The following is a 21,205-nucleotide window of genomic DNA, read 5'->3' as shown; positions in this document are numbered from 1 at the left end:
GATGAGTTGATAACCATCGGGGTGCCGGCGGGGCCCCGGATCGCAAATCAACCGCACTGAGTCGTCGATCTGCCCTATCAGCCGGTCCGCGTCAGATCACGCTGTCGCACCGCCGATTTCGGGGTCGGCGCCAGGTACTTGCGCAGGCTGGTTCGCATGGTCGTCACGGAATCCAGCAGATAGTTCTGTCGCACCTTCCATGGATGCCGGTCACCCTGGCGGGGGAAATCGGCGATCGAGCGTTGGATGTAGCCGGAGGCCAGATCCAGCAGCGGTCGCTGCTCCAACTTGCCGCCCGGCTTCGGCACCACGGCGGCATAGTCGTTGCGGTCCAAGTGATTCAACACCTTGCAGACCAGTCGCGAGGTCAGATCCGCACGCAGCGTCCATGAGGCGTTGGTATATCCGATGCAGACCGCGAAATTGGGGATACCGGTGAGCATTGCCCCCTGCCAGACGAATTGGTCCGTCAGGTTCACCGGCTGCCCGTCGACGCTCGGAGCGATACCACCGAAGGCAAGCAGTTGCAGGCCCGTCGCGGTAATGACGACATCCGCCGCGAGGATTCGACCGGACTTCAGCCGAATCCCTTCGGGCACAAAGGTTTCGATATGATCCGTGACAACCTCGACATTGCCTTTCTTCATGGCCTTGAAGAAATCGGCGTCGGGAACGGCGCATAGTCGCTGATCCCATGGGTTGTAGGTCGGCGTGAAGTGCTCGGCGACGGTGTTCTCATCCTTCAGTATCCGAGTCGTCAGGCCGGTGAGCAGCTTGCGGGCGGACTCGGGGCGGCGGCGGCAGTACTGATAGAAGCCGATATTGAACAGGATGTTCTTGGTTCGGATCAGCCGGTGCGCCAGCTTCGGCGGCAGCAACTCACGAATCTTGTCGGCTTGCTTGTCGCGGCCGGGGACGGGGCTGATCCAGGTCGGCGAGCGCTGCAGCATCGTCACCAATTCCGCCTGCTCGGCCATCGCGGGCACCAGGGTGACCGCCGTCGCGCCGCTGCCGATCACGACGACCCGTTTGCCGACGTAGTCAAGATTCTCGGGCCAGAACTGCGGATGCGCGACCGTACCGGAGAATGCGTCGATGCCGGGGAAGTCCGGGGCATGCCCATGGTCGTAGTTGTAGTAGCCGGCGCAGCTGTAGAGGAAGCCACAGGTCAGCGTGCGTTGTTCGGCCGCACCGGAGGCGGCGCGATGCTCGAGGGTGAGCGTCCAGCGGGCGGTATCGGTGGACCAATCGGCCCTGACCACCTTGGTGCCGTAGCGGATGTGACGGTCGATGCCGAACTCCGTCGCGGTTTCCTGGACGTAGCGCAGGATCGACGGTCCGTCGGCGATCGACTTGGCGTCGCGCCACGGTTTGAACGGGTAACCGAGGGTGAACATGTCCGAGTCCGAGCGAATCCCGGGGTAGCGGAACAGATCCCAGGTGCCGCCCAATGCGGCGCGCGCCTCCAGCACCGCGTAGGTCTTACCCGGGCACTCTGTTTGCAGCCGGTAGGCGGCGCCGATGCCGGATAGACCCGCGCCGACGATCACGACGTCGAGGTACTCCGGAGCTGCGGCGGTCTCGGTCATGGTTCCAGTGTGGGACGGTTTCCAGGCAGATTCTTGACTTTGCGCGACATGTATTTGATGTCTTGGCGACATGTCGGTGATTCGCCCCGCAGGACTACGCGACTCTCCTGGCCACGGTGGCGGAGTTCGGAGAGCATCCGTGGTGCCGAATGACGCACGGGCAATATTTCAGTCATCGACGCGAATGGTTCCGGCCAGAATTGTCATGATTCCCGCGGTGAATTGCTGATCGCGGTCGCCGGTCATGATGGCGGCGACGTCGGCGGTGCCCGCCACCCGGGTGGCGCCACTCGCGGAGATGGCACGCACCAGGGGCTCCCACTCGTCGGCACTCTCCAGCGCCAGGTATGCCTGTTCATCGATCACGAAACCGGTTGCGTAGGAACGTAATACGAAAGCGGTTACGCCAGGGTCGAACGAGGGCAGCAGGACCGCCCGCAGTAGCGTGCGCAGCGTGCCCGACAGTTTCAAGGTCGCGGCGAACGGCGAGTATGAGCCCGCGATTATGCGCCCGCCGTCGCGGAATCGCAGCATCGCGTCGCGCATTCGCTGACAGCAGGTGATCACCTGATCGACGGTCGGGTCAGCGAGGTCGATGTCGGCGAGGTCGATCGTGGCGAAGATCGCGTCGGCCATCGCCCGCTGGAGATCCTTCTTGTCGCGCAGATGTTTGTACAACGCACCGGGTGTCACCCCTGCCGCCGCCGCCAACCGGCGCATGGTGAGCGCGTCCAGCCCGTTGGCCGAGACGTATTCGTGAGCGATCGCTACCAGCCGGTCCGGGCTCAATCCGCGTTTGACCATCGAATACGAGCCTAGCCTCGACCTTTTCCGGGGCGGGCGGCCCGGGTTCGGAATGTCGGGTTGACGAGAGCGCGAACCAGGCTCTAGCGTCCATGTGGTGAACATTGTTTACCAACGGAAAGTCGCCAAACGCCCAGCGCCGTTAGGTTTCATCCTCGCGGTGGCGTGCGGGGCACAGTTCATGGTTGTCCTGGACAGCCTCATCGTGAATGTGGCGCTACCGGACATGAAGTCGGAGCTAGGGCTGTCGGTGGCCGGCCAGCAGTGGATCGTCAACGCGTACCTGATCGCATTCGGCGGATTGCTCCTGTTCGCGGCGCGTGCGGCCGACCTGGTCGGCCACCGGCGGATGTTCTCGTCCGGTCTCGCGGTATTCACCCTGGCCAGTCTGATCGGCGGTTTCGCTGAGGATGGTTGGCTGCTGCTGGTCGCGCGCGCTGTTCAGGGCGTGGGTGCCGCAGCCCTGGCACCGAGCAGCCTGAGCTTGATCACCTCGACGCACACCGAGACACACCAGCGCAGGCACGCGCTGGCCATCTGGGCTGCCACCTCGGGTTCGGCCGGCGCCATCGGCCTGGTAATCGGCGGAATAATCACCGACACGCTTGGATGGCGATGGGTGCTGTTCATCAACGTCCCTATCGGCGTGATCCTGTTCGTGGCGGCGGGCTGGTCCTTGCGATCGGCACCGCCCACCGGACGAACCGGCCTCGACCTTCCCGGCGCGATCACGGTAACTCTCGGCATCGGGTCGCTCGTCTACGGCATTTCACAAGCCACCGAACACGGGTGGGGATCGGCACCGGTTGTCATCGCCCTACTCGCCGCCGCCGTATTTGTGGGCATGTTCGTCGTCGTGGAAACACGGAGTCGGGCACCGCTCATCCCGCTGGCCATCTTCCGGCGCCGCAATATCGTCATCGCGAACACGATCATGGCGTTGCTCGGCACAATCATGACCGCGACCATGTTCTTCCTCTCGATATACCAACAGCAGGTTCTCGGCTACAGCCCGCTACGCACCGGCCTGGCGCTATTACCGATGAGCGTCGTCATCGTCATCGGCGCGATCACCTCGAAAACGCTGTTACCGAGGCTCGGAGCCCGAAAACTACTGGTCAGCGGGGCCGCGCTGACGACAGTCGGACTGCTCTGGATGGCGGCACTGCCCGCAGAAGCCGACTACCTCGCACAGATCCTCGGCCCGACCGTGCTGTGGGCATGCGGCATCAGCGTCATGAGCCTGCCCGTCACCGATATCGCCACCGCCGGTATCGAGCCCGAATCGGCCGGGCTCGCCTCCGGATTGGTCAATACGGCACGCCAGGTCGGTGGCGCCATCGGCCTGGCAGCCCTCACAACCGTCGCGGGCACGATCACGACCCGCACCGACGACAGTGCGCCGCGCGCACTGGTCCACGGCTACCACGCCGCGCTGATCGTCGCCGCGGGCATCACACTCATCGTGGCGATGCTCGCGCTGCTGACACCGCCCGCCGCCACCGCGGCACGGGATAAGAATGAGTCCCGACTTTGACATATTGTGCGGCTCATGGACGACTCGACCATCCAACCGCATCCGAACGAGCCGCACGGCGGCGGATTCGCGTCCCGCCTGAACTGGCTGCGGGCAGGCGTGCTCGGCGCGAACGACGGCATCGTCTCTACGGCCGGACTGGTGGTCGGGGTGGCCGCGGCGACGACCGACTCGTCGGCGATCTTCACCGCCGGCATCGCGGGATTGACCGCGGGCGCGATCTCCATGGCGGTCGGCGAATACGTTTCGGTCAGCACCCAGCGTGACTCGGAACGGGCGCTGCTGGCCAAGGAGCGCAGGGAACTTCGCGACGAACCGGATTACGAACTGGCCGAACTGACCGATATCTACCGTGCGAAGGGACTGTCCGAGACCACCGCACGCCAGGTCGCCGCCGAACTGACCGCACACGACGCCTTCACCGCGCACGCCGAGGCCGAGCTCGGCCTGAATCCGCACGAACTGACCAACCCCTGGCAGGCCGCATTCTCCTCGGCGGTCTCGTTCACCCTCGGTGCGCTGCTGCCGCTATTGGCAATCCTGTTGCCGCCGACCACCGCTCGCATTCCGGTGACCTTCGCGGCGGTGCTGGTGGCCTTGGCGCTCACCGGCTCGGTGAGCGCGGGACTCGGTGGTAGTCGTCGCGGCCGGGCGGTATTGCGGGTGGTCATCGGTGGCGCGCTGGCCATGGCCATCACCTACGGCATCGGTCAGTTCGCCGGGATCGCCGGGTTCTGAGTAACCAGCGAGTGAGGCCGAGATCCTGTCCTTCCGGCAGTGAGCGACTCGGGCGGGAAGTGGCCGGGTTCACCAGAACCGGCGGCGGGCAGTGGGCCGGTCGGGTGGTCTGGTCACTATCGCCTTGGCCCGCCGACGATTTCGGGACGGCGCGGGCGCGGGGCGGGTTTTATGCCGGGACATTCTGCGCTTCATAACAGCGAATCAGCCCAGTGCCCACGGCGCGATGGCTTGGACGGCGGGCCAGCCGAAATCCTGGGTTTCTTCGTCCTCGACGAACCAGAGCCAGTTCTGGACGGCACGAACCAGCGTCCAGGCGCGGGCCCGTTCGGCATCGAGGCCCGCGATATCGACCACGGCGGCGAAGCGGTCGTCGAGGGCGGATTCGCTACGCCGGTTCCACAGCATCGACAGCATGGTGAACTCGAGATCGCCGATCAACGGCTGCGGGTCGATGACCTGCCACGGTTCCCGAGTGCCGCGCAACACATTCTCGAAATGCAGATCCTCGTTCACCAGCAGGCGGTCCGCGCTCGGGCCGAATTGGCGGCACACGTCAACGGCCGCGTCGAGCATCCGGCGCGGGAACGGCGACCCCAGGCGCTCCCAGTCCTTCGGCAGTTCCTCGATCCACCGTTCGGATTCATCGCGCAGGTCGCGTGAGATGCCAGGCGGAGCCGGGATGGCGAGGCGACGCAGCAGGGTGGCGATCGTCGAAACGGCCTGCGCGATCGGTTCGTCGACCAGCGACCGGCCCGGGTCCAGACGTTCCAGCAGCAGGACACCACATTCGATGTCACTGTCGAGCAGTAGGGCCGCGCCGCGGCCCTGCCAGGCGGCGAGCGCGACGGGCTCGTCGCGCGTCTCGGGGGTGAGATAACTCAGTTTCAGCACGGCGGGGATGCCATCGTGCCGGATGACGGGAAGTACCAGACCGGCATACCCATGCATCGGGTCACCGACGATGCGCAGCCGCCACCGCTGGGCGTATTCGGCGGCTTGTTCGGGCAATCGATCCACCCAGTCGGCAGCAGCGGATTCCATCGTGACGAGACGTTGGGCGAAGAATTCCGGAACAACGATCACCGCTCGAGCATCTCAGCACTGTCCAACGAATTTCGAGGACATTCACCCGAGCTCGAGCATCTATGGCGCGTGGGGCGTTGCCGGTCCCGGCACGGTCGTCGTCTCCGCGCCGCCCCGTTCCTGCGGCACGCACACCCACTGCCTATCGCGCAGGTCCCATCGGGCGACGACATTGCCGTACGAACAGTCCGCACCGACCGTGTGCGCGGGCTGCGATGGTGGCGGCACCGGACTCGGCGAGCGGATCGGCTGTGACACCGACGGCGGGACCGAGTGGCCCTGCGTGGTCCGCCGCTCGCTCGTCGCGGTGGACGGGGCGGTCGAGGTAGTCGACGACGACGACGGCGGCAGCTTGTCATTGTCGGTCGATTGGTTCGAACGCAGGATGAGCCCGATCGCCACCACCAGCGTCAGCACGGAGACGAGCACGGCCGAAATAGCGAGAATACGAGTGTTGTCGGGACCGCGATCGGGTGGCGGAGCACCGCCGGAATCCACCATCGCACCGCCTCCGTTCGAGTAGACCGCCACGAAATTGCTCGCCCCAAGGGCAGGCTACCGAAGGTTGCGCAACGAAAGATGATCTTTCACCGAACGCGTCAGCGCAGGTGAAAGCCACCATAAGAGGAGTGCCGAATATTTGCTGCCGACTACTTGACGGTTACACGCACCGAGGTCCCTGGTTCAGTTGTCCAGGTCGATACGGACGGTCATGAGGTCGGTCCCGGCCAGCCGGACCACCGCGCTATTGCCCTTGGGCAGGGTCCGCAGCCGGGCATGCGCGTCATCATCGGGCAGCGGGTGCGCGGTGCCGGTGAGCCAGGTACCGTCCAGACGCAACCGAACCCGGTTGTTCGCCTTGATATTTCGAATGTACTGCGAACGATCACCGAATTCGGAGACAAGCCAGAATTCGTTGCCGATGCGGCGTCCGCCGATCGGTGTGACGCGCGGTTCCCCGCTGACCCGCCCCACCGTCTCCAACAACTGCTGCGTGGGCCTGCGACGTCGCAGCGGGTTGACAACCCAATGCTGCAATGTCGTCACAGCTCGATGCTGGATATCGCGCTTGTTCGGCACCCGCCGACAATAGCACCGAACGACCGCCGTCATGCTCTAGAAGAGCGAGACTCGATCCCTGCCGTTGCCATCGGTCGACGGCCGCGTGCACGCGCATGGTGTTGACGACGACCTCGCCGCCGTGGCCTGCGGGTTCCGGCCGAGACGGGCGGTCGAGACGGGATTAGTGCACTCGATGTCGCACCGATAGGCGACAATTTGCCGGTGCGGACCCAGTTCACTCGCGAGCTCGTCGCGTTGACCAATGACCTGACGCTGATGTGCACGCTCGCCCGCGATGCCGCCGAGCGAGTCACCGACGCGCTCGTCGATGCCGACCTCACCGCGACATACGAGGTCTTCGCCCTCGATGAGCAGTTGCAGAAGATGTACAGCGCCTGCGAGGCTCGCACCGTCGTACTACTCGCACTACAGGCGCCCGTCGCCCGCGACCTGCGCCACGTGGTCACCGCCATCCAGATCGCGGGCGAGCTGTCCCGGATCACGACCTCGATCAGCCGCGCCGCCGACCAGGTATACAAATCCCACCCCGAACCCGTTGCGCCCCAGCCGATCATGGAACTTCTCGTCGCGATGGGACGCCTCACCGCGCATTACACGGCCATCGCGGGCCAGGCCGTCGCCACCGGGCATCAGCCGGTCGAACAACAGGACTCCAGCGCGATCTCCATGCAACAGCTACACCAGCAACTACATTCGGCCCTCGCCGCCCCCAGCTGGACCCACCCCACCGACCAATCGATCGATATCGCTCTGGTCGGCAACAACCTGGAACGCTGTGTCGACCACACCGGCCGGATCGATCAGCTGATTCGCTTCCTGGACACCGGAATTCCGCCCACCGCGCAATCGAGCGACGCCGAATAGCCCGCAGCTGACCAAGATTCGCCGACGCCCGCACCATTCGGGATGCCTGTCCTATCGCGTGCGACAGGCAATGGTGTAGAGGTCCCGTGCCGGCCCTGGGAGGCGGGCGGCGGTGGGCCAGATCGCGCGCAGTGTCCGATCGAGGTCGAGACCGGTCACCGCCGGTGAGACGAGGGTGCCCGCGGCGATCTCGGCGGCAACCGCGAGGGAGCTGAGCACCGCTGGACCGACACCGGAGGCGACCGCGGTTTTGATCGCGGTGGTCGAGGACAGCTCCAGGGCGACGGCTGGGCGCCAGTCCGACATGGCCTTGGATACCGCGTGCTCGAACCAGGTGCGGGTGCCGGACCCGATTTCGCGTTGGATCAGCGGTGTTTCGGCGAGTTCTCCGAGGTCGACGCTGCCGTGCCGGGCCCATTGATGCTCCGGCGCCACCACCACGACGAGCCGATCACGCGCCACGACATGGCTTTCGACGCCGTGGAATACGCGCGGACTCTCGATGAATCCAATGGCGGCCCTACCATCGCGCACGGCGTCGACCACCTCGACCGAATTACCGGATTCCAGCGCGATAGCGGTGTCGGGCGCCGCGGTGCGCAGTGCCATCAACCAGCCGGGAAACAGGTATTCGGCAATGGTCTGACTGGCGGCGACACGTAGATGCGAATTACGCTCGGCGCGCAATGTATCGATGCCCGCGTCCAATTGCCCGGCGGCATCGACTACCGCGCGAGCCCACACCGCGATCAGCGAACCGGCGGGTGTCGGCCGCGAACCGAGTGTGGTCCGCTCCAGCACCGGCAGCCCGACCAGCTTCTCCAAATAGCGAATACGTGAGGACGCCGAGGGCTGACTGATGCCGTGCGCCTGCGCCGCGCGACCGAGGCTGCCGAGTTCGATCACCGACAGCAGCAGGTCGAGGGCGGCCAGATCGGGAACACGCGGCGATAGGGGCATAGAACGAGTCTATGCACACATAGGAAATAGGTGCCTACTCGACATGCCGCACCGGGACAATGCTGGAGACATGGCCGCCACACTGAATACCCGCCCCACCGGTGCGCGGCGTCTATTCGCCGGACGCGATCACACCACCGCGCCCGGGGACGTGGACATACCCCGCTCGACGCTGCGCCTGCTCGGACCCAACTGGTTCGCGGCAGTCATGGGCACCGGCATTGTCGCGAACGCGGCGGCCACTCTGCCGTTGCAGTTCCCCGGACTGCGCGCCGCGGCCACCGTGATGTGGGCGCTGGCCGCGCTGCTGCTGGTCGTGCTGAGCGTGGCATGGGCGCTGCATTGGATGCGCTATCCGGAGACCGCGCGCGAGCACCGCGGGCACCCGGTGATGTCGCAGTTCTTCGGCGCCGTGCCAATGGCGATGCTGACCGTCGGCGCGGGGGCGATGCTGCTCGGCCGCGACGTGATCGGCCTGCCTGCCGCGCTGGCGGTGGACTGGGTGCTGTGGTCGGTGGGCAGCGCACTCGGGCTGCTCACCGCGTTCACCATCCCCTACCGCATGTTCACCCGCCACCGGGTCGATCCCGACGCCGCCTTCGGTGGTTGGCTCATGCCCGTCGTACCTCCCATGGTTTCGGCGGCGCTCGGCGCGCTTCTTATCCCCCATCTGCCCGAGGGCCAGCCGCGTTTGACCATGATGCTGCTGTGCTTGGCCATGTTCGGCGTGAGCCTGATCGCCGCCCTGATCATCACCACCATGATCTGGTCGCGACTGGTGCACCACGGCATCCCCGAGGCGGGCAAAGTACCGACGCTGTGGCTGGTGCTGGGCCCGCTCGGCCAGTCCGTCACCGCCGCGGGTCTACTGGCCGACGCCGCGCCCGGCGCACTGCCGGACAACTATGTCAACGGACTCACCGTGTTCTCCGTCATCTACGGCGTCGCCACCTGGGGTTTCGCCATGCTGTGGCTGGCACTCGCCCTCGCCGTCACCATCCGGACCGCCCGCGCGCGTGAGCTGAAGTTCAACCTCACCTGGTGGGGGTTCACCTTCCCCGTCGGCACCTGCGTCACCGGCAGCACCGTGCTCTACACCCACACCGGCGCATACCTTTTCGCGGTTTCCGCGGTGGCGCTGTACCTCCTATTGGTCGGTGCCTGGTTGCTGGTCGCGACGAACACCGCCCGCGGCGTACTCACCGGCAACCTCCTGCGCCCAGCACGAGCAGCCGCGTGAATACGTTGACCGAGGATCGCCACCCTCAGTCCAGCGATGAAAATCGCGGTATCGCAACATGGCTTGGCTGCAATTGAGACGCACTTCGGCCGTCAGCAACTCGACTTCCCCGTAGGCGTCGAGACTGAGCCGCGCCGCTTCCTGCGGGGTTCGCCTGCGCGGGTTCAGCAGGCAATTGACACCGATGGCGTGCGACCCAATCCATACCGAGTGCGCCGCCTCGGTAGTGTCCGACGATGACAACCTCATCGAGGTCGAGCGCGTCGAACCAGGCATCCAGATGGTGGACGTGGTCGGTGAATCGGCACGCACCGTCACTTTCCGGACGCCCCCATGCCGATCAAATCCGGTGCCAGCACCCGATTTCCGTCGACGACGTGCGGAATCACGTTGCGCCATAGGTGCGATGAGGTGGGGTCGCCGTGCCGGAACCCGACCGGGTCCGCGCCGGTACCGAGGTCGATGTAGCATTTCTCCGCGCGTCATATCGTGATGCGCATCACTCCGTACTGGAGCAGTATGAATTTCAACTTCCCAGAGCTGGCATTAGCGAATCCGTATGCCAAGTAACGTATTTGCATAGAGATAGTTCTCCATCTACTATCTTGTCACGTAGGAAGTGGGGGGTTTCGAGCCCGGTCGCCAACGGCCAATACTCGACATCGCGCGTCCTACCCGTAATCGTCACGGCGAGCCACCCGTGCGACACGGCAGTCGAGGCCTCCCTCATCGGCTTCGAATGCCCGACGCGGCACCCCGGTCTGGACAACCGAACCGCGCACGTCGCACGAAACATGGATCGGCTCGATCGTGATCGGCCAACCCCCGAGTCGGCGCCGGCACGGCGACTCGGGGGTTGGTTTACGTTCGCGAATGTGCCGAATGTCATAATCGGCAATGACTTCCGTTCACACCGAGAGCAGGTAGCTTGACGCCCGTTCGGTTCAGCGTTGGCGTTGACGTTAGGAAGTTCGGTGCAGTTCTCGACACTTGCGAAATTGTTCTCCTCGCGCGGCACCCGCCGGGTGTTCGCCGTCGGCGCGCCGATCCTGCTCGCCGTGGTCGTTGCCATCGTCTACGAGTACGTCGACGATCTGCCCGGCGCGGGCGGGAAGGGACCGGGCACGGCCAACGCCGCAACGGTTTCCGGCAAGGACGTCAGCGACCTGGTCGGGAAGCTCACCGAAGCACCCGAATCGCCGATGACCGGCTACAGCCGCGAAAAGTTCCCGCATTGGGACACCAACAAGCCCGACCATGGTTTCGGCGACGACTACGCGCAGTACAGCCGCTGCACCAGCCGCGACGCCATGATGTTGCGCGATGCCACCGGCAACGTGACCCTCGACCCGAGGACCTGCAAATTCACGGTCGGTAAAGATGGCGGCTGGCAAGACCAATACGGATTCATCGACTCCAAAACCGGGCAACTCAAGCCATACAAATGGATGACCGATCCGTCTGGCGTCGACGCCGACCACATCGTCGCCCTGGCCGAAGCATGGCGCTCGGGTGCCGACAAGTTCGACAACGATACTCGCCGCCACATCGCCAACGATGCCGTCAACCTGGTCGCTTCCGACCCGTCCGCCAATAGGTCCAAGGGTGACCAGGACGTCGCGACCTATCTGCCGCCGGGAAATTACCGGTGTGGCTATCTCGATCGATACGTCAAGATCAAGATAAAATACGCACTGACCGTTGATCCCGCCGAACACACCGCACTGCGCAACGCAGTCGATGACTGCGTCCGTCGAGGAGAGTTCAAATAAGCGACATCATCGAGATTTCCGCCAAGGCAGCCGTCCTGACCGAAGAGGAAGGGACGGTATCCGGCGAGCTCGACGTGTCCATCGACGACACCGGCAAAGGCCTGGTCCGCTATCGCGGCACCGAAACCTGGTACACCATCGGCAACTTCGACGCCGAAGCCCCACGGACTTGGACCAAGGTCGCCGAGCTTGCCAAGGCAATCGAATCCGGTATCGGAGCGCGTGACGCGGCCGGGAATGCGTTGGTGTTCGAGGCGTAGCCGCTTGGCGAGCTGACGGCGTTACTTGGACGGTGGCTGCCACCGATCATGCTGGTAAGGGTACGGACATCAGGGATCGCGGGTGGAGGATTCTTGGGGCGGCAGTCGATGTCGGCGACTGCTCGCCGGTTCTGGGCGTGGTCGACTGGCAGCGGGTTGCGTTGCGGGCAGTAGCCGGTGGCAGCGGAATGGGTTCTGGGTTTCGCCATTGTTGTCGTTGAACCGGGCTCCTCGTTGGATGGGGGCCGTGCCGCGTTCCGGGAGGGTGCAGTGCGGCGTTCCGGGGAGGGTGCTGAGCGGGGTGCATGTGTGTGGATGTGCTTGGGAGACTTCCAGTGTGGTTTGCCTGCCGGGGTTGTACCGGGCAGTGCTGGGCACGTCGAGGGGGGTACCCGGCTTGGTCTTCCGCAGCCTGGGTAAGCAGGCACACAGCTTCCAGCGTGGTCGACTGGTTGTGGTTACGTTACGGGCTGTAAAGACAACAGCTTTCACGGCGAGGGCAGTGAAATGGCGGTTTACTGCGCGGTGTTCGCAACCATATCGCTCACATCTATTATTTTGTACGCCGTTTCACTCCTATCGATAACGGATAAACCAGCAACGCACGCCGGAATATTCCGGCGCCGAATATGTGAGGGACAAAATCGGTCGGACCGATTTTCTCATGCTCACACTCCCGCTCAGATAACCGGGCGGCGCGCTGAAAGCCTACTCAGGCCCAAACTTGGCCGCCTGCTTCTCGAATGTGAAAAGGGGTGTCCAACAATAGATTCGACGATAGAATTCGAACATGCCTTCGAACCCCGCCCCCGTTGCCGATCCGTCGGTGGAGGCGGCACTGTGCAGCGCGGAGGCGGGGCTCGCCCAGGTGATGAAAGTGCGCACCGACTGCTTGTCGAATCGGGACCGGTTGCGGGTATTGCAGCGGATCGAATCAATCACGCGCGCACTACCGGGTTTGGGGTTGGAGTTGATCGCGCAAATCGACGCGCAATGGAGCAACCAGGATTTCGCCACCCACAACATGTCCGAAACCCTCGCGACAGGATTGCGGATCAGCCCAGCAGAAGCACGAGCACGCTACCGATCAGCGCTCGAGCTGGCACACCGCCCCAGACTCGACGGAGACATACTCGAACCCGAACTCCCCGCGACCGCCGCCGCGCAACGCGAAGGCGCGATCGGAGTCGCCCACGTACAGGTGGTGCAACAATTCTTCCGCCACCTCCCATCGTGTGTGGACACCCCCACCCGCCAGCGCGCCGAAACCGAATTAGCCGGGCACGCACGCCAACTACGCCCCGACCAACTCCGCAAAGTCACCCAACGCCTCGACGCCTACATCAACCCCGACGGCACCTTCGACGACACCGACCGCGCCCGCCGCCGCTCGTTCACCATGGGTCGCCAAGGCCCCGACCTGATGAGTAAATGCACCCTCATCGCCGACCCCGAACTACGCGCCTACCTCGAAGCCTGCTTCGCGAAACTCGCCAAACCCGGCATCAACAACCCCGACAACCCCACCCCGACACAAGTGACAAGCGAACCCGGCCCCGCCCCAGTACGTGTAGCAGGCGAACCCGATCCCGACGCAGTCGAGCGGGATGACCGCAACATTGGGCAACGTCAACACGACGCCCTGAAAACGCTGGCACGCGCGATGCTCACCTCCGGTGACCTCGGACAGCACCGAGGACTACCCGTCACAGTGATCGCGACCGCCACCATTCAACAGCTGCAAAACGCTGTCGAGCAAACACATTCGGGCCGACTGACCGCATCCGGGCCACCAGTCGTCACCGGCGGCGGCAGCCTCCTACCGATCCACGACCTCATCCGAATGGCCGCCCACGCCCACCACTACCTCGCCCTGTTCGACAACACCACCGGACGCCCCCTCTACCTCGGCCGCACCAAACGCATCGCCTCAGCCGACCAACGCATCATGTTGCATGCCCGCGACATCGGGTGCACTTTTCCCGGCTGCACCAAACCCGGCTACCTATGCCAAACCCACCACCACAACCAATGGTCCAACGGCGGCACCACCGACACCGACCAACTCACCTTCACCTGCGAACCCCACCACCACCTCATCGGCAAAGGCCCCCGCCACTGGACTACCACCGCAACCCCCACTACATGCCCGAAACCCGGCCGCACCCAATGGATCCCACCAAAAACCATCGACCCCAACCAACGAGCCCGCATCAACCACTACCACCACCCCGACGAATACCTCACACACCAACACCACCCGCCCGACAGCGAATCCGGTTGACACCCATTGTGATTCGACAGAAACGCCATCGGTGGGCGCCCCATGTCCACTCAGCCGGATTGATGCGTCCCTGCCCTCGTCTGGGACTACGTGCACGGGAGGATGTGGTGGGAACACCCCTCCGCTGCCCCTGCTGACCGGTGCGGGCCCCGCGCGCCGTTGCGGGTTATTTCGCGGTTCATCGAGCGTATGCACGCGGCCGGGCCCGCCGTGAACCGGTGACACGCGATGAGCACCGCAGGCCGGTTTGCGCCAACTGCTTCATCACCGCCCCGGCGAACCTGAAGACCTGTATCGGCTGCGGTTGCCGCCGCTCCGTCAGCCGCCGAACCCAGACGGCCCGCTCTGCCGAACACGTCTGCTTCTCTGAACTAACTGGCCATGCCCATCCCCGCGTCGCCCGAACGGACCCTTCTGCCGAGTTCAGGGTGTTTGCGGGCCGCGTAGCAGGGCACGGTAACGCAGCAGAGGGTGGTTTAGCGCCTCCCTCATGCAGGGCGACACTGGAAAGCCGAGAATCCTCCATCTCTCACGCAGCACGCGTATCCCACGCAAATGTCCGCGGCCGGGCGCTCGTCCGGGATCGGCGCCGGCTCGATGCTGGCGTCAGCGCGGCTGGACCATCCCGGCGCGCGATGCCGGCGGGGCGTCGACGATGCTGTGGGCGTGGAGTACGTGTCCAGAGTGCCGCGACCGCCGCTGGACGGGCTGATCGACGACCTTTACTACCTGGAGGGTGCGCCGCCGTACGCCCGGCTGACGCTGCCGCCGATGCCGTCGGCGTTGCTCATCGTCAACCTCGGGGCGCCGTTCCGCATCCGCGCCGGTACCGACATCGAGACGGCCGAGTACGCCGACGGCTGCGTGGTTACCATGCCCACCCGCGCGTTGGAGTTCGGCTACCCACTCCGGACCCGGTCCGTCGGCGTGCACTTCAAGCCGTGGGGGCTGGCGCCGTTCCTGCCGATGCCCGCGGCCGAGCTGTGTGACCGGCCGGTGACGGTAGAGCAGGTTTGGGGCCGGCCCGCCATTGCTGAGCTGCGAGACCGGCTGGCCACGGCGGACGGACCGCACGAGATGCTGACGCTGCTCGAGGAGGAGCTAATGCGACGGCTGTGCGAGACCGCCGGCCTGGGGCTGGTCTGCCATACGAGCAGCGTCATCGCGGCGACCAGCGGGGCGGTGGCGATCGGCGACCTGAGCGTGGCAGCCGGTGTCAGCAGCACTCATCTGGCACAGCGGTTCAAGGAGCTCATCGGCGTCACGCCGAAGCGGCTGGCCCGCACCTACCGCTTCACCGCCACCGTGTTCGCGATCAACCCCGCCGGACCGATCGACTGGGGCGACCTCGCCGGTGGCGCAGGCTACTTCGACCAGGCCCACTTCGGCCACGAGTTCCGGGCGTTCACCGGGCTCACGCCGACCCGGTACGTCGAAGTCCGGCGGCGGTTCGTGCGCGAACATCCCGGCAACGCGCTGGACGGCTGGCCGCTGCCTGCCGATTGATTTCTTACAAGAGCGACAGCTCACGACACGCTAATTTGGGGGCACCCCAAAGCAGAGGAGAGCCCCGTGGGCAAGGTGGTCATGTACAGCTCGGTGTCGGTGGACGGCTTCGTCGCGGACGAGAATGACCAGCCCGGACCGCTGTTCGACTGGTTGTCCAGCGGTGACGTCCCGTTGGACGAGAGCGGCGAGGTGAAGGTGTCGCAGACGTCCTACGACTACACCCGGCTGTACTGGGACCAGATCGGGGCGACACTCGTCGGCCGCCACGTCTTCGACATGACGGACGGCTGGGACGGGAAGCCTCCGGGCGGGATCGACCACGTGGTCGTCGTGACGCACCGGCCGGAGCCCGAGGGCTGGGACCCCGAGGCGCCGTTTCACTTCGTCGACGGCGTCGAGGCAGCCGTGGCCAAGGCGCAGGAGCTTGCGGGTGACCGCATGGTCGAGGTCGCCGCTGGCGACGTCGGCGGCCAGGTGCTTGCCGCGGGCCTGATCGACGAGGTGCGCATGGACGTCGTACCCGTCGTGTTCGGGTCCGGCAAGCGCTACTTCGGGTCGGTCCACGCGCAGCACCTGTTGGAGGATCCTGACGTGGTTATTCAGGGTAACCGGGTGCTTCACCTGCGCTATCGGGTGCGCCGTTGACCGATCTGAGCGGGTACGCGAAGAAGTCCACTGCGAACGGTGACACAAGATCGAGGATGTCGACGGAAATCCCGTCCTGCAATGCCGCACAGTGTGCGGTTCGAAACGGCCACAGTCGCTTTCAACGCCGATCGAGGTGCGCCGAACTACGCCGAGCCAGCCTTCGCGTTTGGCTTCGACGATGCGGGCTTCGAGGTTGTCGTGGATCTCTTCGAGCCGGGGCCGCTGGGCGGGGTCCGGCCTGAGGAGCGAGCATCTGACACAGGCGTGCTCATGGACGCAGGCCGTGGCGAATGCTCGGGCGCAGGTTCCGACCGAGACCTTGCGTTTTTCGAAGTGGGCGAGGAAGGCATCCCATTCGGTGTCGGTGGGTGTGCGGTATTCCTCGCTGGGTCGGGTAGCGCGGCGGCGGGCGATGTGTGATCCGCGGCGTTGCGTAGCGGTGTTCTCGCGGCGTCAAGTGGCACCGAGGATGCGGTGGGTCACCTAACGTCGGGGCTCCGAATGGCCTGGCCGTCCAGCAGGCGGCGGATCTCATGGTCCGGATATGGGGTGCTCCGGCTCTTCTGCTGGAACGCACGCGTGAATGCGGACATCGCCGCGGCGATCGGTGCGTGCCGGGTGAGGAGCGCGGTGGCCTCCTCGGGGATGCCCTCCGGCGGTTTGCCCTCGGCGATGGCGCGCACCATCGCCGCGCGTGTCTCCCGGTCCTCGCGCCGGAGCCCGTACAGGGCGGTGAGCAGCCAGTTCACCAGGTAGGTGGCGGTGTAGCCGCGGTCGTAGCTCTGGTTCCGGCCGAAGAACGCGGCCTCGGCCGGCGAGAGGTCGAACCCGCAGGAGAGCGCGAGGCCGTAGTCGCCGAAATAGAAGCGTTGACCGTCGGTCAGGATGTTCTCGAAGTGCGCGTCGAGGTGCAGCAGCCCACGGCTGTTCATGAACGCGGTGCCGGCCGCCAGTTCCCGCTCCACCGTGGCGCAGGCACGGTCGGTGGCCTCCTCGCCCGCCTCGATCTGGACGTTCAGCCACTCGTGCAGGTTCTGCGGGATGTACTCCAGGAACAGCGCGATGCTCGCAGAACAGTCCCGCAGCGCCTCGATCCGGTGGCGTACCTGCGGTCGGCCGTCCCAGTAGGCGACGGCGCGGTCGATGTCGGCGAGCTCCTTCGGCAGCGGCGTCGTGTCCGGCAACACCCGCCAGTGGTACATCAGCGGGAAGCCCTCACCTTCGGCGGCCAGCACCCAATTCGTCGTCATGATGTGCGCGGCGAGCTCGCGCCAGGCCCCGAAGCCCGGCCCGCCGATGAGGCCGACGCCATAGTGGCAGAACTGCGGCAGGTCGAACAGGTTCGCCGTGGACCGGACGTGCTGCGGCTGCCGTTCCAGGTCGGTGAGGGGTACTCGCTTCACGAAGACCGGGGTTCCGGCGACCTGCAGCAGCGCCGACTTCCCGCCGATACCGGCGCCGAGCGGTGCGGCCGCGTCCACGAGCTCGCGCAACGCGTGATCGCTGTGCAGCGCCAGGGCTGTGGAGACGGCGCTGTGGACGTGCAGGCGCGCCGAGCGCGACATGTCGCGGGTCGTCGGCGCGTCAGGTGAACAGGACGTCACTGCGTCAAGGGAATTCGCTGCGGCCTTCATGCGGGCGCCGACCTCGATTCAGCCATGACCACGCGGTCGTGCCGGCGGCCTCCGGAGCGGGCAGGAGGTCGGTCCGGGACCGCACCCGACGGCTGTCCCGGCTTGTCCCCCGGAACCGCACTCTACGTCACAATCTCCACGCGACGACTCCACGTAGTGAGAGACGAGGCGTCCGCGCGGTCTGCCGCCTCGGTACTGTGACTTCGTATGGCCGACACCGAGATCGAGATCACCGCAGACCTGGTCCGCGGCCTGCTGCGGGACCAACATCCAGACCTTGCCGGGCTGGCCATCCGCGAGGTGGCGGGCGGTTGGGGCAACCAAATGTGGCGTCTCGGGAACGACTTGGCCGTGCGAATGCAGCACATGGACCCCACTCCAGAGCTCCAGCTCAAGGAACGGCGGTGGCTACCTGTGCTTGCCCCGCTCCTGCCGCTCCCGGTGCCGACCCCGGTGCGGTTCGGCGAACCGTCCGAGCGCTTCCCCAAACACTGGACCGTGATGACGTGGGTTCCCGGCAAGCCGCTTGACCAAAGCTCGATCAGCCGCGGCGCCCACGCGGCCGACACACTGGCGGGTTTCCTCAGGGCGCTCCATGTGGAGGCACCCGCCGAGGCGCCGACCGCCACGGACCGCGGAGCCCATCCCAGGAACTGCACGGACGGCTTCGAGAACATCCTCCAGGCCGTCGCTTCCGACGACATCGCTCCCGACGACATCGCTGCCGACGTCCGGGCCGTCTGGGCTGACGCCGTTGCGGCGCAGGGATGGGAGGGTCCGCCGGTGTGGGTGCACGGCGACCTCCATCCCGCGAACGTCGTCGTCTCGGACGGAACGCTCTCGGGCATCGTTGATTTCGGTGACATGTTCGCCGGCGATCCGACGTGGGACCTCGCCGCCGCATGGGTGCTGCTACCCGCGGGCACGGCCTCACGGTTTTTCGACATGTACGCGTATGCGGACGAGGCGGCGATCCGGCGCGCTCGCGGGTTGGCCGCTATGAAGAGCCTCTTCCTGATGCTCATGGGGCAGAACGGAGATCGGGGACTTCGCGGCGGCAAGCCGCACTGGGGACCCGCAGGCCGGGCGGCACTTGATCGTGTTCTGAAGGGTGTTTGATACACGCTTCGTCGAAGCTATTGTCGATCTTGTTCGATGGCCACGCCGCAGCCCTTCACTGAACTTAATTTTCATGGGGCAGAGGTTCTTCCGGAGATGGAGCCGAACGCTGGCATTCCGAGTCCAGTCGTTGTTGCTGCGGTGCGGCGCAGAGCGGAGCGGAAGCTCCGCGCGCAATCCAAGCTGGTTGAGCTGCCGATCATTATCCGCCAACCGATAACGCAGTGATCCGACCAGCTGATCGCGGAGATGCACACGATGGGGCAGCGCGGACGCCAGCCGGCTGGATCGTCGGGGTGCCTGTGGACCATCATGATGGGCATGACCAGTGTTGCCCGTTCCACCATGACCGCCGAATTGGATTGCGGCGTGGTCGAGTATCGGTTCGACCAGCGCGGCAGTACCACAGTTGTGGTGTTCCACGGCGGGCATATGAACGCCGGACTCGCACTCGGTGAGGACGTGTTCGTCGACGCCGGATACTCGGTGCTGGTGCCCTCGCGGCCCGGCTACGGTCGCACACCGCTGTCGACCGGCATGACGGCCGACGGATTCGCAGATGTCACCCGATCGCTGTGTGACCATCTCGGTATCACCCGTGTCGCTGCCGTCGTCGGCATTTCGGCAGGGGGACCTACCGCGATGGCGACCGCCGCTCGCCACCCGGACCTGGTGGAGCGAGTCATCTTCCAAAGCGCGGTCGGCCCGCTTCCATGGCCTGACGAACGGACCCGCATGGCCGCTCGGCTCGTATTCGCCGCCGCGACCGAGCGCATTACGTGGTCGGCAGTACGCGTGATCATGCGTACCGCCCCGGACCTCGGCCTGCGAATGCTGCTGGGTGATCTCGCCGCTCTCCCTGCCCGGCAGGTCGTGGCCGCGTTGTCCGCCGAAAACCGCCGGCTGTTGATCGAGCTGTTCTCGAGAATGCGGTCCGGTCGCGGTTTCCGCAACGACCTCGCCGCTGTTGCGGGCAGTGCTGGCGAGGTCACCCAGCCCACCCTTGTGATCGCCAGCCGCAACGATGGTTCCGTGCCGTTCGACCACGCCGAGGCCCTCGCCTCCGCGATCCAACACAGCAGCCTTGTCGAGAGTCAGGCCGACAGCCACTTCATCTGGCTCGGCCAAGACTGGCCGGCGATCAGCGGCAAGATCCGCAACTTCCTCGCCGCCTGAGCCCAAAATCGGGGACGTCTTGCTCGAGCCGTTCGAAGCCGAGGCGAATATGCCCCCAGCGATGGGCACAGGTTCGAGCAGGAAAGTACCTCGATATTTCGGTACGCTCCGCCAGCAGCGGTTGCTCGAAGATGAAGCCGGAGGAGAGTTTTGGGTTCCGAATGCACCATCGGCGAGGTGGTGGACTTGATCGTCGAACTAGGTCTTGTTGACCCATCGACACCCGGACAGAAGCTGGAGCCGGACGAACTCGACGAGCCGCTGAGCTACTACGGTTTTACCGCCCACGAGGCCGTGCTCGCACTCCTCAGCGAGCTCGAGATCCGATACACATTGGATTACAAGACATTCCGTGGCATCGGCGACGCCGACCACGATGACCGGCTGCGGTGGTATCAGGACGAGTTGGAGTCCATCGCCTCCTGCACCCGAGGCTTGGTAACGGTCACCAACGTGCGATTGGTCGAGATCGACGCGGAATGGGCGCTCCATTTCGACTGGAACCAGGAGACCATATCGTGGCCGGTATCCGCCGGCGACCCGGATGAGCATTTCGAAGCCTCACTCACCTTCGCCTCATACCTGTCCGGATTGGCCGCAAGCCCATCCGAGCGTTTCTGTGACGTTGATCCATGCGACGAGGACCTCAATGGCGAAGCCATTTTCGGGAATCCGGAAGCACTCAACCGTCTGGGCGCACGTTTCGGCCTCACTTTCTCGTGAGCGTGAGATCAGAGCGGAGGACGCACGACGAGTTCGCATTGAAATGAACTCTGCTGAGCGACTACACAACAGACGCACCGGGACCGGCTAGTGCCCTTCGACGGGGTGCGCCGGGTGTAGGCGCGGGCGGTGCCGCTGATCGGCCCAACGACCCGAGCGGGCCGCAGATCGAGCCGACC

20 protein-coding genes are annotated in these 21,205 nt (G+C 65.2%); 13 read left to right on the top strand and 7 right to left on the bottom strand.

Annotated elements, in window-relative coordinates:
* Positions 1 to 77: 77 nt before the first annotated feature.
* Both LKE06_RS13025 and LKE06_RS13020 read right to left on the bottom strand, forming a co-directional pair.
* Positions 78 to 1,589 (bottom strand): flavin-containing monooxygenase, encoded by a 1,512-nt coding sequence (locus LKE06_RS13025; protein WP_227998887.1) that lies wholly within the window; start codon positions 1,587 to 1,589, stop codon positions 78 to 80.
* A 168-nt stretch (positions 1,590 to 1,757) separates the two neighbouring features.
* Positions 1,758 to 2,393 (bottom strand): TetR/AcrR family transcriptional regulator, encoded by a 636-nt coding sequence (locus LKE06_RS13020; protein ID WP_227998886.1) that lies wholly within the window; start codon positions 2,391 to 2,393, stop codon positions 1,758 to 1,760.
* 97 nt (positions 2,394 to 2,490) lie between these two features.
* Between LKE06_RS13020 and LKE06_RS13015 the strand changes: the two genes are divergently transcribed.
* On the top strand, positions 2,491 to 3,930 hold the full coding sequence (locus tag LKE06_RS13015; RefSeq protein WP_227998885.1) for an MFS transporter: 1,440 nt from the start codon (positions 2,491 to 2,493) through the stop codon (positions 3,928 to 3,930).
* Between the two features lie 15 nt (positions 3,931 to 3,945).
* Positions 3,946 to 4,668, top strand: a complete 723-nt coding sequence (locus LKE06_RS13010; protein ID WP_227998884.1) for a VIT1/CCC1 transporter family protein — start codon at positions 3,946 to 3,948, stop codon at positions 4,666 to 4,668.
* A gap of 204 nt (positions 4,669 to 4,872) precedes the next feature.
* Here LKE06_RS13010 and LKE06_RS13005 read toward each other — a convergent pair whose 3' ends face one another.
* The 3 genes from LKE06_RS13005 to LKE06_RS12995 all read right to left on the bottom strand — a co-directional run bounded on the left by LKE06_RS13005 (position 4,873) and on the right by LKE06_RS12995 (position 6,867).
* Entirely contained in the window at positions 4,873 to 5,754 is an 882-nt protein-coding gene (locus tag LKE06_RS13005) for an aminoglycoside phosphotransferase family protein (RefSeq protein WP_227998883.1), read from the bottom strand.
* 60 nt (positions 5,755 to 5,814) lie between these two features.
* The gene (locus LKE06_RS13000) at positions 5,815 to 6,255 is read right to left on the bottom strand and encodes a hypothetical protein (protein ID WP_227998882.1); all 441 of its coding nucleotides are present in this window, start codon (positions 6,253 to 6,255) and stop codon (positions 5,815 to 5,817) included.
* Between the two features lie 183 nt (positions 6,256 to 6,438).
* The gene (locus LKE06_RS12995) at positions 6,439 to 6,867 is read right to left on the bottom strand and encodes a nitroreductase/quinone reductase family protein (protein ID WP_255648565.1); all 429 of its coding nucleotides are present in this window, start codon (positions 6,865 to 6,867) and stop codon (positions 6,439 to 6,441) included.
* Between the two features lie 171 nt (positions 6,868 to 7,038).
* Here LKE06_RS12995 and LKE06_RS12990 point away from each other — a divergent pair, with 171 nt between their 5' ends.
* Positions 7,039 to 7,701: a phosphate signaling complex PhoU family protein gene (locus LKE06_RS12990; protein ID WP_227998880.1), complete on the top strand. Its 663-nt coding sequence runs from the start codon at positions 7,039 to 7,041 to the stop codon at positions 7,699 to 7,701.
* 51 nt (positions 7,702 to 7,752) lie between these two features.
* On the opposite strand, the gene LKE06_RS12985 is transcribed toward LKE06_RS12990, so the two are convergent.
* On the bottom strand, positions 7,753 to 8,661 hold the full coding sequence (locus tag LKE06_RS12985; RefSeq protein WP_227998879.1) for a LysR family transcriptional regulator: 909 nt from the start codon (positions 8,659 to 8,661) through the stop codon (positions 7,753 to 7,755).
* A 70-nt stretch (positions 8,662 to 8,731) separates the two neighbouring features.
* On the opposite strand from LKE06_RS12985, the gene LKE06_RS12980 reads away from it, so the two are divergent.
* The 7 genes from LKE06_RS12980 (at position 8,732) to LKE06_RS12945 (ending at position 16,794) form a co-directional block, all read left to right on the top strand.
* The gene (locus tag LKE06_RS12980) at positions 8,732 to 9,901 is read left to right on the top strand and encodes a TDT family transporter (protein ID WP_227998878.1); all 1,170 of its coding nucleotides are present in this window, start codon (positions 8,732 to 8,734) and stop codon (positions 9,899 to 9,901) included.
* A 974-nt stretch (positions 9,902 to 10,875) separates the two neighbouring features.
* A complete protein-coding gene (locus tag LKE06_RS12970) occupies positions 10,876 to 11,673 on the top strand; it encodes an HNH endonuclease family protein (protein WP_227998877.1) in 798 nt (265 codons plus the stop codon).
* A gap of 74 nt (positions 11,674 to 11,747) precedes the next feature.
* On the top strand, positions 11,748 to 11,933 hold the full coding sequence (locus LKE06_RS12965; protein ID WP_227998876.1) for a hypothetical protein: 186 nt from the start codon (positions 11,748 to 11,750) through the stop codon (positions 11,931 to 11,933).
* Between the two features lie 790 nt (positions 11,934 to 12,723).
* On the top strand, positions 12,724 to 14,217 hold the full coding sequence (locus LKE06_RS12960; protein WP_227998875.1) for an HNH endonuclease signature motif containing protein: 1,494 nt from the start codon (positions 12,724 to 12,726) through the stop codon (positions 14,215 to 14,217).
* Positions 14,218 to 14,772: 555 nt separating this feature from the next.
* Positions 14,773 to 15,723 carry a helix-turn-helix domain-containing protein gene (locus LKE06_RS12955; RefSeq protein WP_227998874.1) on the top strand — a complete coding sequence of 317 codons (951 nt, stop codon included), beginning with the start codon at positions 14,773 to 14,775 and terminating at the stop codon, positions 15,721 to 15,723.
* A 66-nt stretch (positions 15,724 to 15,789) separates the two neighbouring features.
* Positions 15,790 to 16,371 (top strand): dihydrofolate reductase family protein, encoded by a 582-nt coding sequence (locus LKE06_RS12950; RefSeq protein ID WP_227998873.1) that lies wholly within the window; start codon positions 15,790 to 15,792, stop codon positions 16,369 to 16,371.
* An 81-nt stretch (positions 16,372 to 16,452) separates the two neighbouring features.
* Entirely contained in the window at positions 16,453 to 16,794 is a 342-nt protein-coding gene (locus LKE06_RS12945) for a hypothetical protein (protein ID WP_227998872.1), read from the top strand.
* A 59-nt stretch (positions 16,795 to 16,853) separates the two neighbouring features.
* On the opposite strand, the gene LKE06_RS12940 is transcribed toward LKE06_RS12945, so the two are convergent.
* Positions 16,854 to 18,008, bottom strand: a complete 1,155-nt coding sequence (locus LKE06_RS12940) for a protein kinase family protein (RefSeq protein WP_227998871.1) — start codon at positions 18,006 to 18,008, stop codon at positions 16,854 to 16,856.
* 207 nt (positions 18,009 to 18,215) lie between these two features.
* On the opposite strand from LKE06_RS12940, the gene LKE06_RS12935 reads away from it, so the two are divergent.
* The 3 genes from LKE06_RS12935 to LKE06_RS12925 all read left to right on the top strand — a co-directional run bounded on the left by LKE06_RS12935 (position 18,216) and on the right by LKE06_RS12925 (position 21,026).
* Positions 18,216 to 19,127 (top strand): phosphotransferase, encoded by a 912-nt coding sequence (locus LKE06_RS12935; RefSeq protein WP_227998870.1) that lies wholly within the window; start codon positions 18,216 to 18,218, stop codon positions 19,125 to 19,127.
* Between the two features lie 321 nt (positions 19,128 to 19,448).
* Positions 19,449 to 20,303 (top strand): alpha/beta fold hydrolase, encoded by an 855-nt coding sequence (locus LKE06_RS12930; RefSeq protein ID WP_227998869.1) that lies wholly within the window; start codon positions 19,449 to 19,451, stop codon positions 20,301 to 20,303.
* A gap of 150 nt (positions 20,304 to 20,453) precedes the next feature.
* Positions 20,454 to 21,026: a hypothetical protein gene (locus LKE06_RS12925; protein ID WP_227998868.1), complete on the top strand. Its 573-nt coding sequence runs from the start codon at positions 20,454 to 20,456 to the stop codon at positions 21,024 to 21,026.
* Positions 21,027 to 21,205: the final 179 nt, after the last annotated feature.

Source organism: Nocardia australiensis (assembly GCF_020733705.1).
GTDB lineage: Bacteria > Actinomycetota > Actinomycetes > Mycobacteriales > Mycobacteriaceae > Nocardia > Nocardia australiensis.
Note: the sequence above shows the minus strand (reverse complement) of the source record. Positions and strands in the feature narration are given on the sequence as shown.

Bases quoted from the DNA above. Each gene is read 5' to 3' on its own strand.
- LKE06_RS13025 (WP_227998887.1), bottom strand. From the start codon at position 1,589: ATGACCGAGACCGCCGCAGCTCCGGAGTACCTCGACGTCGTGATCGTC.
- LKE06_RS13020 (WP_227998886.1), bottom strand. From the start codon at position 2,393: ATGGTCAAACGCGGATTGAGCCCGGACCGGCTGGTAGCGATCGCTCAC.
- LKE06_RS13010 (WP_227998884.1), top strand. From the start codon at position 3,946: ATGGACGACTCGACCATCCAACCGCATCCGAACGAGCCGCACGGCGGC.
- LKE06_RS13000 (WP_227998882.1), bottom strand. From the start codon at position 6,255: ATGGTGGATTCCGGCGGTGCTCCGCCACCCGATCGCGGTCCCGACAAC.
- LKE06_RS12995 (WP_255648565.1), bottom strand. From the start codon at position 6,867: ATGACGGCGGTCGTTCGGTGCTATTGTCGGCGGGTGCCGAACAAGCGC.
- LKE06_RS12985 (WP_227998879.1), bottom strand. From the start codon at position 8,661: ATGCCCCTATCGCCGCGTGTTCCCGATCTGGCCGCCCTCGACCTGCTG.
- LKE06_RS12980 (WP_227998878.1), top strand. From the start codon at position 8,732: ATGGCCGCCACACTGAATACCCGCCCCACCGGTGCGCGGCGTCTATTC.
- LKE06_RS12960 (WP_227998875.1), top strand. From the start codon at position 12,724: ATGCCTTCGAACCCCGCCCCCGTTGCCGATCCGTCGGTGGAGGCGGCA.
- LKE06_RS12955 (WP_227998874.1), top strand. From the start codon at position 14,773: ATGTCCGCGGCCGGGCGCTCGTCCGGGATCGGCGCCGGCTCGATGCTG.
- LKE06_RS12945 (WP_227998872.1), top strand. From the start codon at position 16,453: ATGCCGCACAGTGTGCGGTTCGAAACGGCCACAGTCGCTTTCAACGCC.
- LKE06_RS12940 (WP_227998871.1), bottom strand. From the start codon at position 18,008: ATGAAGGCCGCAGCGAATTCCCTTGACGCAGTGACGTCCTGTTCACCT.
- LKE06_RS12935 (WP_227998870.1), top strand. From the start codon at position 18,216: ATGGCCGACACCGAGATCGAGATCACCGCAGACCTGGTCCGCGGCCTG.
- LKE06_RS12930 (WP_227998869.1), top strand. From the start codon at position 19,449: ATGACCAGTGTTGCCCGTTCCACCATGACCGCCGAATTGGATTGCGGC.